At 37.2% G+C, this 13,958-nt stretch carries 14 protein-coding genes and 1 tRNA gene; all 15 read right to left on the bottom strand.

The annotated features are described in order from the left end of the window. Positions 1-15: 15 nt before the first annotated feature. The gene (locus DS745_RS15060) at positions 16-738 is read right to left on the bottom strand and encodes an amino acid ABC transporter ATP-binding protein (protein WP_129079058.1); all 723 of its coding nucleotides are present in this window, start codon (positions 736-738) and stop codon (positions 16-18) included. Next, positions 731-1,390, bottom strand: a complete 660-nt coding sequence (locus DS745_RS15055; protein ID WP_129079057.1) for an amino acid ABC transporter permease — start codon at positions 1,388-1,390, stop codon at positions 731-733. The genes DS745_RS15060 and DS745_RS15055 overlap by 8 nt, the downstream gene beginning before the upstream one ends. A 30-nt stretch (positions 1,391-1,420) precedes the next feature. Continuing rightward, positions 1,421-2,215 carry a transporter substrate-binding domain-containing protein gene (locus DS745_RS15050; protein WP_129079056.1) on the bottom strand — a complete coding sequence of 265 codons (795 nt, stop codon included), beginning with the start codon at positions 2,213-2,215 and terminating at the stop codon, positions 1,421-1,423. 337 nt (positions 2,216-2,552) lie between these two features. Next, positions 2,553-2,627: transfer RNA gene (locus DS745_RS15045), tRNA-Arg, on the bottom strand. Between the two features lie 97 nt (positions 2,628-2,724). Continuing rightward, positions 2,725-3,084, bottom strand: a complete 360-nt coding sequence (locus tag DS745_RS15040; protein ID WP_129079055.1) for a hypothetical protein — start codon at positions 3,082-3,084, stop codon at positions 2,725-2,727. Between the two features lie 181 nt (positions 3,085-3,265). Beyond that, positions 3,266-3,685 carry a BrxA/BrxB family bacilliredoxin gene (locus DS745_RS15035; RefSeq protein ID WP_129079054.1) on the bottom strand — a complete coding sequence of 140 codons (420 nt, stop codon included), beginning with the start codon at positions 3,683-3,685 and terminating at the stop codon, positions 3,266-3,268. A gap of 157 nt (positions 3,686-3,842) precedes the next feature. Continuing rightward, positions 3,843-5,000: a metal ABC transporter solute-binding protein, Zn/Mn family gene (locus tag DS745_RS15030; RefSeq protein ID WP_129079053.1), complete on the bottom strand. Its 1,158-nt coding sequence runs from the start codon at positions 4,998-5,000 to the stop codon at positions 3,843-3,845. Positions 5,001-5,132: 132 nt separating this feature from the next. Next, positions 5,133-5,588 carry a hypothetical protein gene (locus tag DS745_RS15025; protein WP_129079052.1) on the bottom strand — a complete coding sequence of 152 codons (456 nt, stop codon included), beginning with the start codon at positions 5,586-5,588 and terminating at the stop codon, positions 5,133-5,135. Between the two features lie 131 nt (positions 5,589-5,719). Beyond that, positions 5,720-7,009 (bottom strand): dihydrolipoamide acetyltransferase family protein, encoded by a 1,290-nt coding sequence (locus DS745_RS15020; protein WP_129079051.1) that lies wholly within the window; start codon positions 7,007-7,009, stop codon positions 5,720-5,722. An 18-nt stretch (positions 7,010-7,027) separates the two neighbouring features. Further along, complete coding sequence (locus DS745_RS15015) at positions 7,028-8,011, bottom strand: alpha-ketoacid dehydrogenase subunit beta (RefSeq protein WP_129079050.1); 984 nt, start codon at positions 8,009-8,011, stop codon at positions 7,028-7,030. Positions 8,012-8,014: 3 nt separating this feature from the next. After that, complete coding sequence (locus DS745_RS15010; protein ID WP_129079049.1) at positions 8,015-9,013, bottom strand: thiamine pyrophosphate-dependent dehydrogenase E1 component subunit alpha; 999 nt, start codon at positions 9,011-9,013, stop codon at positions 8,015-8,017. 129 nt (positions 9,014-9,142) lie between these two features. Next, the gene (gene lpdA / locus DS745_RS15005) at positions 9,143-10,564 is read right to left on the bottom strand and encodes a dihydrolipoyl dehydrogenase (RefSeq protein ID WP_129079048.1); all 1,422 of its coding nucleotides are present in this window, start codon (positions 10,562-10,564) and stop codon (positions 9,143-9,145) included. 20 nt (positions 10,565-10,584) lie between these two features. Next, positions 10,585-11,688 carry a butyrate kinase gene (gene buk, locus DS745_RS15000; protein ID WP_129079047.1) on the bottom strand — a complete coding sequence of 368 codons (1,104 nt, stop codon included), beginning with the start codon at positions 11,686-11,688 and terminating at the stop codon, positions 10,585-10,587. Between the two features lie 155 nt (positions 11,689-11,843). Beyond that, complete coding sequence (bcd, locus tag DS745_RS14995) at positions 11,844-12,941, bottom strand: branched-chain amino acid dehydrogenase (RefSeq protein WP_129079046.1); 1,098 nt, start codon at positions 12,939-12,941, stop codon at positions 11,844-11,846. A 35-nt stretch (positions 12,942-12,976) separates the two neighbouring features. Next, on the bottom strand, positions 12,977-13,882 hold the full coding sequence (gene yqiS, locus DS745_RS14990; RefSeq protein WP_129079103.1) for a phosphate butyryltransferase: 906 nt from the start codon (positions 13,880-13,882) through the stop codon (positions 12,977-12,979). Positions 13,883-13,958 lie beyond the last annotated feature (76 nt).

Below are 13,958 nucleotides of genomic sequence, written 5' to 3'. Positions count from 1 at the left end.
TTGTGTCATCCTTTTTTAAAGTACTTTATCTAAGAAAGCTTTCGCTCGATCTGTTTTGGGAGTAGCAAAAAATTCAGCTGGCGGGGTATCCTCTAAGAGTCTTCCCTCTTCTAAAAAGAAGATTCGATCTGCAACTTCTCTTGCAAACCCCATTTCATGGGTAACAATTGCCATTGTCATACCACTTTTAACTAATGATTTCATAACCTCTAAAACTTCTTTTACCATTTCAGGGTCAAGAGCCGATGTAGGCTCATCGAATAACATGATTTCAGGCTCCATTGCTAATGCCCTTGCAATAGCGACACGTTGCTTCTGACCACCTGATAAACGCACAGGATATTCGTTGGCCTTTTCTTCCAAGCCTACTTTCCTTAATAGATCTAAAGCTTTAGCCTTTGCCTCTTCTTCCTTTAAGCCTTTTACCTTCATAGGAGCGTATGTGATGTTTCCTAAGGTTGTCATATGTGGAAATAGATGAAAATGCTGAAAAACCATTCCAATTTTTTGACGAACTTTCATGATATTTATCCTTGGATTGGTAATTTCCTGATCGTTTATCCAAACCTGACCTGATGACGGGGTTTCTAATAAATTTAAGCAACGTAGAAAAGTTGATTTACCTGAACCGGAGGGACCGATAATAGCTACTACATCACCCTTCTTAATATCCGTTGAAATGTCTTTTAGAACGTCAAGCTTACCAAACGATTTATGAAGATTTTTTACTTTAATCACTACGTCTTAACCTCCTCTCAAGAAGTCTACCTAAGAGAGTCAAAGTCATTACCAATATATAATAGATTAATGCCGCAAACATCAAAGGTTCAAAAGCTATATATCGTTCTGCAGTAACGATTTGGGCTCTTCTCATAATATCTAAAACGCCAATAGTAGAAATAATCGCTGATTCTTTTGTTAGTGTAATAAACTCATTCATTAGTGCAGGTAAGATATTTTTTATCGCTTGAGGTAGGATTATATTTAATAACATTGGTCGATACGGTACACCCAATGCTTCTGCTGCTTCTTTTTGTCCTTTATCAACAGCTAAGATCCCAGCTCGTATAATTTCAGATACATAGGCTGCTGAATTTAAACCAAAGGTTAAAACCGCTGCAGTGTAAGCTGTAATATCTAAACCCGTAATTTGAGGAGTGGCAAAATAGATTAAAAATAATTGCAAAATAAGTGGAGTCCCTCGAAAAACGGAAGTATACGCATCCGCAAACCATCTAAGTATGGTAATTTTACCAATCTTAAATAGTGATAAAATGGTTCCTAAGATAAATCCAAATATTAGTGAAACACTTACAATTTGTAACGTGACCCATATCCCTTTTAAGATAAAAGGGATAGAAGGCACGATTTGGGAAAAGTCCAAATTCATGCCTATCTCATTCCTCTCTTTTTTTAATTATTACTCTTCACTATAAAACCACTTTAATACAAGTTTATCCATTTCTCCATTTTCAATCATTTCACGAAGGACTTCGTTAAATTGGTCTCTTAATTCACTACCTTTAGGGAAAGCAATCGCTGAACCAGCTTCTCCTTCTTCTTCAATAACAAATGCTGATAAATCTGCGTTTGCGTTTAAATGACCTTTAGCTACCTTATCTTCAATAATGGCTACATCAATTCTGTTTGCTTTTAACTCTTGAATTAAATCAGTAATCTTGTTGCGTTCAACAATTTCTACTCCACCAACTTCTTCAGAGATATCATTAGCTAAGCCTACTTGAATTGACCCTAATTGCACTCCGACTTTTTTCCCTTGAAGGTCTGCAAGAGTAGTAATACCACTATCTGATTTTGTAACAATCATTTGTTCAGCAACATAATAAATATCCGAAAAATCAACGTTTTCTAATCGTTCTGGAGTTGGAGTCATTCCTGCTAATACAAAATCAACACGATTGTTAGTTAAGGCTGGAATTAATCCACCGAAATCCATGTCTTGAATTTTCAGTTCAAAGCCTAATTTCTCAGCGATATAGTTCGCAATATCAACATCAAAACCTATAATTTCATCACTAACAGCTGTATCAATAAATTCATATGGAGGGTAGTCTGCAGATGTTCCCATCACTAAAGTCACTTTTTCAGCGCCGCCAGAACCTTGGTTCGTGCTTCCAGTTCCACATCCTGCTAATAATCCTACCGATAGTACACAAGATAATGCAATTGATAATAGTTTGTTGTTTTTTTTCATTTGTATAACCCCTTTTTTATATTTTTTATACTTTGTCTACTAATTATTATTCACACTTATGTATATTAACACGTTACAAAGAAATGTCAATATAGTATTATATAAAAAATATTCATAGTATATTCCTTTTTGACAAGAAAATTTAAGGGTGAATACTACCAAGCAAATCATCATCCAAAATAGAACTGTAAGTAAATTTGAGTTAAACTCATACTGTCTTACAATCTTGTTTATTATATATCATATATACATAACTCAAAATTAATTATAAATTTTAATTAATTATTATAAAAAAGACTTCAAGATAATATCTTGAAGTCTTAAATCATTTTATGTATGGCGCGCCTACCAGGATTCGAACCCAGAATCCGAGAGCCGAAATCTCGTGTGATATCCATTTCACTATAGACGCAATGGTTAAATGTTGCTAAATTAATATAGCATTTTCAACTAAAGTTTGTCAAGTATTCATAAAAGAAAGAGGAGTGATATTCACTCCACCAAATTGTCTATGCCTTTATATTTGCGTAGTCTTGAAACATTTTTTCAAAACGCTCATTTAGTTGTTCTTCTGTATAGCCTAGCTTATAAAGTCTACCAGCAAAATTCTGTGCCCATAGCGCCGAGCGGTCTGCCATCTTTTTGTATTTCTTTTGTTTTGCAGCTTTTGACTCTTTAGCACGGCTTTCAGCGTTAGACATTAAGTTTTCGATGATAAACAATGCTTTCCATACATCTTCTTCAACTAGGTCATCAGAAACTTCACTAAATTGTTTAATAACCGTCTTATAGTAGTCATCAAATTCTTCAAATGATATTTCCTCGTCCATATTTAAGTATTCGTGTATTTTTACATATAAATCTTGCATTACTGCACTCTCCTTTTTAAAAGCATGGCAATTGCCTAGCTTTAAAACATATACAAGTTTAAATTATAGCATTAGCAAAACTTGACTTCAAGAAAAAGCGTAAAAGTAATAATTATAGTATAGCCAATACTTTTTAAAATAAAAAAAAACTTTCACTAAAAAGTGAAAGCTTCTCTTCATTTTATAGATATTCATCAAAATATTTTTCTAATTTTTGTACTACTTGAACTGGTTCATGTCCTTCAATCTCATGTCTTTCAATCATAGCTTTGATTTCCCCGTCTTTAATGATAGCAAATGACGGTGAAGAAGGAGCATAGCCTTTAAAATAGGTTCTTGCACGCTCTGTTGCTTCTTTATCTTGTCCAGCAAAAACAGTCAAAAAGTTATCTGGCTTTTTCTCATAGTTAGCCATATAAGCTGCAGATGGGCGAGCAATACCGCCTGCACAACCACAAACAGAATTGATGTAGACTAATGAAGTTCCTTCTTTACCTAGTACTGCATCTACCTCTTCAGGTGTAGTTAATTCTTTATACCCTGCATCTACCATTTCTTTTCTTGCACCATTAATAACATCATTATAAAAACTAAATTCCATGTAGGTCACCTCTTTTTATTATTAACACTATGCTTATATTGTACACTCAACAACCGATTTTACAAAGCGATATGTATTATTAATATAAGCGAAATATTGCTTTGAAATACATTATCTATAAAAAAGGAAGTCCATGGTCATGAACTTCCTTAACTTCCTATTGTAATGCTGTTCTCAGTGTTTCAATATTCTTTCTCATCAAGCTAAAGTAGTCTTCATTGTTAGTGACATCTTCTTGAACTAATGCTTCTAGGTTGTGTAACCAAAGAGCTTCAGCACCTACTTGAGAACGAACTGTTTCTGCTATGTTCATTGGTATGTTTTGTTCAAAGATTACGTAATTCACATTATGCTTTTTCATGTACTCTACTACCTGTGTTATCTGGCGTATAGATGGTTCGTTTGTTGGAGAGATCCCTGAGATACCTACTTGCTTGATACCATACCTATCAGTCCAGTATCCATACCCTGCATGCGATACAACAATTGTATCGTTTGATACATCTTGAAGCATAGCCTTAAATTGCGAATCTAACTCTTCCAATTGGCTTTTTAAAGTTTGGAAGTTACTTTCAAACACCTCCGCGCCTTCAGGTAATAACTCAACTAAAGCGTCTTTGATATTTTCTGCTAGTTTAATAGAACGAATTGGATCTAACCATACATGTGGATCTTGCTCCCCATGGTTATGGTTATGATCGTCTCCGTGATCATCATGGTCATGATTATGGTCGTCATGATCATTTCCGTGATCATCGTGGTCATGGCTATGATCGTCATGGTCGTGTCCGTGATCATCGTGGTCATGGCTATGATCGTCATGGTCGTGTCCGTGATCATCGTGGTCATGGCTATGATCGTCATGGTCGTGTCCGTGATCGTCATGATCATTTCCGTGATCATCGTGATCGAAAGCAATCAGGTCAATTCCTTCAGAAGCTGTTAAAATTTTTACATTACTTGCTTTAAGAACTTCAGCTACAGCATCAGCGAAGCCTTCAATTCCAGCACCATTATATATATATAAATCAGCATTTGATATATCAACCATTGTCTTTGGTGATGGTTCATATGTATGAGCATCAGCTCCTACAGGAACAATATTTTTTACTTCAACGTATTCACCACCAATTCTTTGGGTGAAATCCATTAATGGAAAAATAGTTGTATAAACTTGAATTACAGGTTTTTCCTCAATAACTTCTGCTTCAATAGTTGTATTTTCTACAACTTCCTCTTCTTGTGCACCACCACATGCTACTAAAAACGTTGAAATTACTAACATCATTGCAAAAAACATAGATTTAATTTTCATTTCAATCCCCTTTCAAAACGATTACGTTTTATATACAAGAAGGATTATATCGAAATAATTACGGTTTGTAAACAAAAAGCCCTCCTCATTTATAGACAAAAGGAGACAAATAAACATTGTCTCCCTTTGCATTTATTTAATTTCCTTTAATCGCTTTTTTAACAAGATGTTTAATTCTTTTTGATGATCAATGACCTGCGGAACAATATTTTTTAACGCTTGATCATCTCTTTTTTCGACTGCTTCTAGAAATTGCTTTTGTATATCACTGTGTACTTTTAGCCACGTTTCATCATAAAAGTTTCCAATTTCTTTCCCAGATTTGGCGAGTTCACGATACTTCTTAATGAGAGCCTCTCTCTCGGAGATTACATCGTTCCACACTTTTACATGCTTTGGTGCATATTTTTCAGCTAGTAACTGATAGTAAAAGTTAAAATGGGGACGAATTGCCTTATGTTCATATTTAACTTGATCCATTTGGTTTGTTTCGTTCTCTAATTCCTCAGCGCTTACAATTGTTACGTTTGTGTACGCAAAAAACATCAGTACTGCTAGTGTCACTACTCCAAGTTTAGTTTTTAACACGTTTAAGCCACCCCTTAATTTAGAAAATATGTAACATAAAATAGCTTCCCCATTCCTCTTTCATCCAATGTAATCGAACAACAAAAAAACTTTCCTATTCTAAAGCTAGAATAGGAAAGTGTACAAATCATTTAATACAGTTGTGTATTTTCTTTAGAAATAGACTGTAACTTCTCTTTGACCCTTGCTAAAAATCTTCCACAAACTAACCCATCAAGAACACGATGATCCAACGACAGACATAGGTTTACCATATGTCTTATTGCAATCGCATCGTTATCCATAACTACAGGACGCTTAACAATAGACTCTACAGAGAGAATAGCTGCTTGTGGGTGATTAATAATTGGCGTTGATAATATCGAACCAAATGAGCCAGTATTATTAACTGTAAATGTGCCACCCTGCATATCACTACTTGAAATTGCCTTATTTCTTACTTTTCCTGCTAAATCGTTAATTTCACGAGCAATTCCCTTGATTGTTTTCTCATCAGCGTGCTTTATTACCGGAACATAAAGAGCATCTTCTGTAGCAACCGCAATTGAAATATTAATATCTTTCTTTTGAATGATCTTATCGCCAGCCCACATGGAATTAAGCTGCGGAAACTCTTTTAAGCTTTCGACAACTGCTTTAATAAAGAATGGCAAGAATGTTAGGTTATAGCCTTCTTTTTGCTTAAAGCTATCTTTCACACTGTTACGATAGTTAACAAGATTTGTTACATCAACTTCTACCATTGTCCAAGCATGAGGGGCCTCGTGCTTACTTTTCACCATGTTAGCTGCGATTGCTTTCCTAACACCCGATACTGGAATTTCAATGTCTCCCGGTAACGTTGGGATATTAACAGGTGCTGTAGCTGGTTCTCTTTCAACCTTCGGCGTCGATACTGGAGCTGGTTCTGCTTGAACTGCCACTGATTGCTGTTCAGGCGCTACTTCTAGTTTTGGTTGCGGAATATTTCCACCCTCAATAATACTCTGAAGATCTTTTCTAGTGATGCGCCCGCCTCGCCCACTACCTTGAACTTGGGCTAAATCAATATTGTGTTCACCAGCTAGACGCAGTACAGCAGGAGAAAAACGTTTTTTCTCACTAGTATCAAGGTCTGGTTTCGAAGCAGCTATGGTTTCAACCGTGTTTGTTTGAGTTGGCGTATTATTTACCGTTTCTTCTCCTTCGACTGCTATCGTACAAATAACTCCTCCAACCTCAATCGTCTCGTCCTCAGCAGCCACTAGGTCTTTAATCGTTCCAGTGTAAGAGGAAGGAACTTCAGCATTTACTTTATCAGTCATTACTTCTGCAATTGGATCATATTTATTTACTTTATCACCTGGCTTAACTAACCACTTACTAATTGTACCTTCAGTTACACTTTCACCAAGTTGCGGCATCTTAATCTCTGTAGCCATGAATATTACCTCCCTCTCCTAAAATTCAGCAAGATCACGCATTGCTTTTTCGATTTTATCTGGATTTATCATGAAATATTTTTCCATTGTTGGCGCATATGGCATCGCTGGAACATCTGGCCCAGCTAAACGTTGAATCGGAGCATCTAAATCAAATAAACAATGCTCAGCAATGATCGCTGCAACCTCACTCATGATACTACCTTCTTTATTATCTTCAGTAACAAGAAGGACCTTACCAGTTTTCTTCGCGGCTTCAATAATCGCTTCTTTATCCAATGGATATACCGTACGCAAATCTAAAATATGCGCTGAAATGCCATCTTTTGCTAATCTTTCTGCAGCTTGTAACGCAAAATGAACCGCTAAACCGTAAGTTATTACTGTTATATCGTCACCCTCACGTTTTACATCCGCTTTTCCAATTGGAAGAGTATAGTCTTCAGTTGGAACTTCACCTTTAATTAAGCGGTAAGCACGTTTATGTTCAAAGAATAAAACAGGATCATTGTCACGAATTGCCGCTTTTAATAGACCTTTTACATCATATGGAGTTGATGGCATGACGATTTTTAATCCTGGAATACCAGCAAACATAGCCTCAACAGATTGGGAATGATATAAAGCTCCATGAACTCCACCACCATAAGGGGCACGTATTACCATCGGACAATTCCAATCATTGTTCGAACGATAACGAATCCTTGCCGCTTCAGAAACGATTTGATTAACTGCTGGCATGATAAAGTCAGCAAATTGAATTTCAGCAATTGGACGCATTCCGTACATAGCCGCTCCAACTCCTACACCAACGATCGCTGATTCAGCCAAAGGGGCGTCAATTACTCGATCTTCGCCGAATTGTTCATATAAGCCGTTTGTTGCTCTAAATACACCGCCACGAGCACCAACGTCTTCACCAAGAACGAAAACCTTTTCATCTCTTTCCATTTCCTCTTTAATTGCTAAGGTAACTGCATCAATATAAGAAATAATCGGCATTCCTTATACCCCCTCTCCGTAAACATGATTTAATGCTGATTCTGCTTGGGCATAAGGCGCTGCTTCAGCATATTCTGTTGCATCATTTACTGCTCTTGCAATTCGATCATTCATCTCTGTTTCAATTGTTTCTGTTAAGATATTTAACTCTTGTAAATATGCTTTAAATGTAATAATAGAATCTTTCTTTTTCGCTTCTTCAACTTCTTCTCTTGAACGATACACGCGATCGTCATCATCACTTGAGTGAGGAGTTAAGCGATAAGAAACCGTTTCCACTAATGTTGGCCCTTCGCCTCTACGACCACGGTCAGCTGCTTCTTTAACTGCCTCATAAACTGCAATTGGGTCATTTCCATCAACTGTAACTCCAGGCATACCATAACCAAGAGCACGATCTGATACTTTCTCACAAGCAAGCTGCTTATGGATTGGTACAGAAATCGCATATTTATTATTTTCACACATTAATATAACTGGAAGCTTATGGACCGCTGCAAAGTTTGCACCTTCGTGGAAATCCCCTTGGTTAGAAGATCCTTCACCAAATGTTGTAAACGTCACGAAATCTTTCCCCTCTAGCTTTCCAGCTAAAGCGACTCCTACTGCATGAGGAACTTGAGTTGTAACTGGAGAAGAACCTGTCACAATGCGGTTTTTCTTTTGACCAAAGTGACCTGGCATTTGTCTACCACCAGAGTTTGGATCTTCTGCTTTCGCAAATGCTGATAACATTAAATCACGAGCAGTCATTCCAAAGTGTAAAACTACACCCATGTCGCGATAGTAAGGTAGAATATAATCTTTATCTTTATCTAGTGCGAATGCAGCTCCAACCTGTGCCGCTTCCTGTCCTTGACAAGAAATTACAAATGGTATTTTTCCTGCGCGGTTAAGTAACCACATTCTTTCATCAATCTTTCTTGCAAGTAACATAGTCTCATACATTTCAAGAACATCATTATCAGTTAAACCCAATTTGGCATGACGATTTTCTGTCATTCATAGACCCCCTATAAAAATGTAGTATGTAAAATGTAGAATGTAAGAATTAAAAGTAACGCCGCCCAAACGCTTATTAGCCCTACATTCTTCATTTACAATTCATAATTCAAAATTGACAATTATCTTTTACCCGTGGATAGCTTTCCCATCGACAGCTAAGGCTGCCTCACCTATTGCTTCTGAAAGTGTTGGGTGCGGATGAATTGTATTGGCAACTTCCCAGTGTGTTGCGTCTAGCACTTTTGCTAATGCAGCTTCAGAAATCATGTCTGTAACATGTGGTCCGATCATGTGAACCCCTAGTAAATCCTCAGTTTCTTCATCTACCACTAGCTTAACAAAGCCATCCGTCTCACCAAAAACCAATGCTTTTCCTATTGCTTTAAATAAGAATTTACCAGTTTTTACCTTATATCCTTTTTCTTTTGCCTCAGCTTCTGTAAAGCCGACACTTGCAATCTCTGGTGAACTATAAACACATTTGGCGATCAGATTGTAATCTAACTCATGTGGCGTTAGGTTTGCCATATGTTCCACAGCAATAATTCCTTCGTGCGAGGCAACATGTGCTAATTGAAGACCACCGATTACATCTCCAATGGCATAAATATGTGATTCTTTAGTTTGATAGAATTCGTTCGTTTTTATTACTCCATTTTCTACTTGAATATCTGTGTTTTCTAGTCCTATACCTTCTACATTTGCTTGCCTACCAACAGACACTAACAATTTTTCTGCAGTAAAGGTTTTCGTTTCACCTTTATATTCAGCTGATATAGAAACACCTTCTCCTTTAGAAACCGTATCTGACAGAACTTTGGCACTCGTAAAGAACTTTACACCCTTTTTCTTCAAAGAGCGTTGTGCTTCTTTAGAGATTTCATGATCTTCAGTTGGTAAAATACGATCAGCATACTCAAGTACAGTCACTTCTACACCAAAATCAACTAACATTGAGGCCCACTCAATCCCAATTACTCCTCCACCAACAATAATGATTGACTTAGGTAAAGTTTCCATTTGTAAGGCTTCGTCACTCGATAGAACAAATTGTCCGTCAATTTCAAGGCCTGGTAATGTTCTTGGCCTAGACCCAGTGGCAATTAATACATTTTTTGGAATAAGCATTTCGTTCTCTTCACCGTTACTCATTTCAACAGAAATTGTACCTGGTGTAGGTGAAAAAATGGAAGGACCTAAAATACGCCCAAGCCCTTCATAAACGTCAATTTTACCCTTTTTCATTAAGTGCTGTACACCCTTATGTAGTGTGTCAATTATATGCTGCTTACGTTGTTGGACTTTGTCAAAATGTAGTGTGATTTCGTTAGCACTAATACCAAATTCCATTGAGTTTTTCATCGTTGAGTAAACTTCTGCACTTCTGAGTAGTGCTTTACTAGGGATACATCCTTGGTGTAGACAAGTACCACCTAATTTCCCTTTCTCAACAACAGCAACCTTCAATCCTAGCTGGGATGCTTTTATTGCTGCAACATATCCACCAGTACCTGCTCCAAGTACAACCAAATCATATTCTTGTGCCATCTATAATCACCCCATGTTTCTTATTTGTTCTCCACTGCCATCGATTGGCTAGGATAACTTTTTGCATGTTCTTCACCACGTAAAACTCTAAGCGAACCTTCAACTAAGGCTTGTAACTCGTTTTCACCTGGATGAACTATCACATCAGCAATCCAACTAATGCGTTCTGTAATCTGACTAACAAATTCTTTACCGTATGCTAAACCACCTGTTAATACAATCGCATCTACCTCGCCATGTAAGACCGTACTTGCAGCACCTATTTCTTTAGCTACTTGATAAGCCATCGCACCGTACACTAATTTAGCTTTTTCGTTCCCAGCTGTAATCATTTTCTCTACCTGGATAGCATCATTTGTACCTAAGTATCCAACTAGACCACCTTGCCCAACGATCTTTTTCATGATTTCAGCCGCATAATATTGACCGGAGAAACACACGGAAACTAAGTCTCCTGCGGGAACTGTTCCAGCTCGCTCTGGGGAAAATGGACCTTCACCATGTAACCCATTGTTTACATCAATAACTCGACCATTTTTATGTACACCAACAGTGATCCCGCCACCCATATGAGTAACAATTAAGTTTAGGTGTTCATAACTCTTATTTAAATCCTTTGCAACTCTTCTAGCGACAGCCTTCTGATTTAACGCGTGGAAAATACTTTTTCGTTCGAAGTCTGCAAGGCCGGATATTTTGGCAATAGGCTCCATTTCATCCACAACAACTGGATCTACAATAAACGAAGGAATATTTAATTGAGTTGCAATCTCAAAGGCCAAAATTCCTCCTAAATTCGAAGCATGTTCCCCGGCATAACCCGTACGTAAATCTGTTAACATTTCATCATTAACTGCATATGTCCCACCTTCAATAGGGCGCAACAATCCCCCGCGACCTACTACAGCACTTAATTTAGAGATATTAATACCTTCTTCATGGAGAGTCGATAAGATCATTTCCTTCCGAAAGGAATACTGGTCAATAATACGTTCAAACGACTGAATTTTATCCGCTTCATGGCGTATTGTCTTTTCCATTAGTGAACGTTCATTGTCGTAAACTCCTATTTTCGTAGAAGTAGATCCCGGGTTTATGGCGAGAATTCTATATTCGTGTTGCAAAAAACTTACCTCCAACTGTATATATATTTATCCTATAAAAGCGATAGAGGATAACTAAACTTGATCATCAAAAACTACTAAGGTTAGTATGCGTTAAAATACTCTTAACTAACTTTTTTATTGATTGATTAATTAAGTCACCCTCTATTTAATAATTAACGACGTCTAGTTAAAATACTGTGCTCGTTAACTAAAAATTGCTTGCGAGATTGACGCATTTTTGCAATTCTTTCCTCCGCCATACGGTCTGCTGCTAAATAAGTAGGAATTTTGTCTCTTTTTGAAATTTCAAAAATAGCTTCGATCTTATCATAGATCGTTTCTACTTTTTTCAGGGCACGCTCACGATTATATCCGTATAACTCGTCAGCTACGTTGATAACTCCACCGGCATTAATCACATAATCCGGAGCATAAACAATACCTAGCTCAGCGATTAAATCTCCATGTCTTGTTTCTTTTAATTGATTATTTGCAGCACCTGCAATAACTTTTGCTTTTAATTGAGGAATTGTATCATCGTTAATAATTGCTCCTAATGCACACGGAGAAAAGATATCACAATCAACACTGTAGATATCATTAATATCTACTGCTTTTGCATCAAATGCTTCAACCGCTCTTGCAACAGCTTCTTTGTTAATATCCGTAACAATTAACTTTGCACCTTCTTCATGGAGATGTTTACAAAGAGTAAACGAAACATTCCCTACCCCTTGAACAGCTACTGTTAACCCTTCTAAAGAGTCTGAGCCAAATGCTTCCTTTGCAGCTGCTTTCATACCAACATAAACGCCATAAGCTGTTACTGGTGATGGGTTACCTGAAGAACCAAACGCTGGTGAAATCCCTGTAACATAATCTGTTTCTTCATGAATAAGGTCCATATCTGCCACCGTTGTTCCAACGTCTTCGGCCGTAATGTATCGACCATTCAAACCTTGAACGTAGCGACCAAACGCACGGAACATTTCCTCATTTTTGTCTTTACGAGGATCACCAATGATTACCGTCTTACCACCGCCTAGATTTAAACCTGCAGCAGCATTTTTATAGGTCATTCCTTTAGCTAAACGAAGAGCATCCTCAAATGCCTCTGCTTCAGAATTGTATGTCCACATTCTTGTACCACCTAAAGCAGGACCTAGTGTAGTATCGTGGATAGCAATAATTGCTTTTAAACCTGATTGTTTATCTTGACAAACAACAACCTGCTCATAGTCATACATTTCCATATACTTAAATAATTCCATCCTCTTTTTCCTCCCTATTTTTCACTCTTTTTCATTTAGCTAACTGAACGAACTGCTAACGCTAGTGAGTACAATTTGCTTTCAGCTGAATCTGCTCTAGATGTCAACACGATTGGTGCCTTAGCTCCAACAATTACAGCACCTACTTTTGCCTTAGAAAAATATACTAAGGATTTGTATAAGGCGTTTCCAACTTCAATAGAAGGTACCATAATAATATCTGCGTTACCTGCCACTTCTCCTTTTATGCCTTTTTGCTCTGCTGCTTCTATTGAAATAGCATTATCTAACGCAAGAGGACCATCTACAATACAATCTTTTATTTGACCTCGGGCATTCATTTGAGCAAGTAGTGCTCCATCAACACTAGAACCCATATTCGGATTAACGGTTTCAATTGCTGAAATTGCCGCGACCTTTGGTAGATCTATTCCTAGTCTTCTTGCCAAAGTTACTGAGTTATTAATAATCTCTGCTTTTTGCTTAAGATCAGGTGCAATATTCATTGCTGCATCCGTAACAAAAATTAGACGATCAAACCCGTTTATTTGGAAAGCAGCTACATGGGACAACACACTTCCTGTTCTAAGACCATATTCTTTGTTAAGAACCTCTTTTAAGATAGAAGAAGTTGAAACCATACCCTTCATTAGAACATCAGCACTACCACTGCTGACGGCCTGCACTGCAAGTTGCGCAGCATGACTATCATTCTTTGCATCAACAATATTCACGAATTGACTCACTTCATAACCAGTAGTACTTCTTGAAGTGAGCAGAGATTGAATTTTATCCGCATTTCCAAATAAAATAAAGGTTGCTATCTTTTTCTCAACAGCTTTCACTACAGCTTCGATTACTTCTTCATCTTCTGCGGCAGCTATTGCTACAACCTTTGCCGGAAGGCTACTTGCCTCTTCCATAAATTGATCTAAATTCACGAATTCTCCGCCTTTCATTGTTGTATACATGGTTACATAAATATAAATGCAAATTTCATGCCAATTATTAAGAAAT

This window comes from Anaerobacillus alkaliphilus, assembly GCF_004116265.1.
Classification (GTDB): Bacteria; Bacillota; Bacilli; order Bacillales; family Anaerobacillaceae; genus Anaerobacillus; species Anaerobacillus alkaliphilus.
This window is presented reverse-complemented; position numbering and strand designations above follow the sequence as displayed.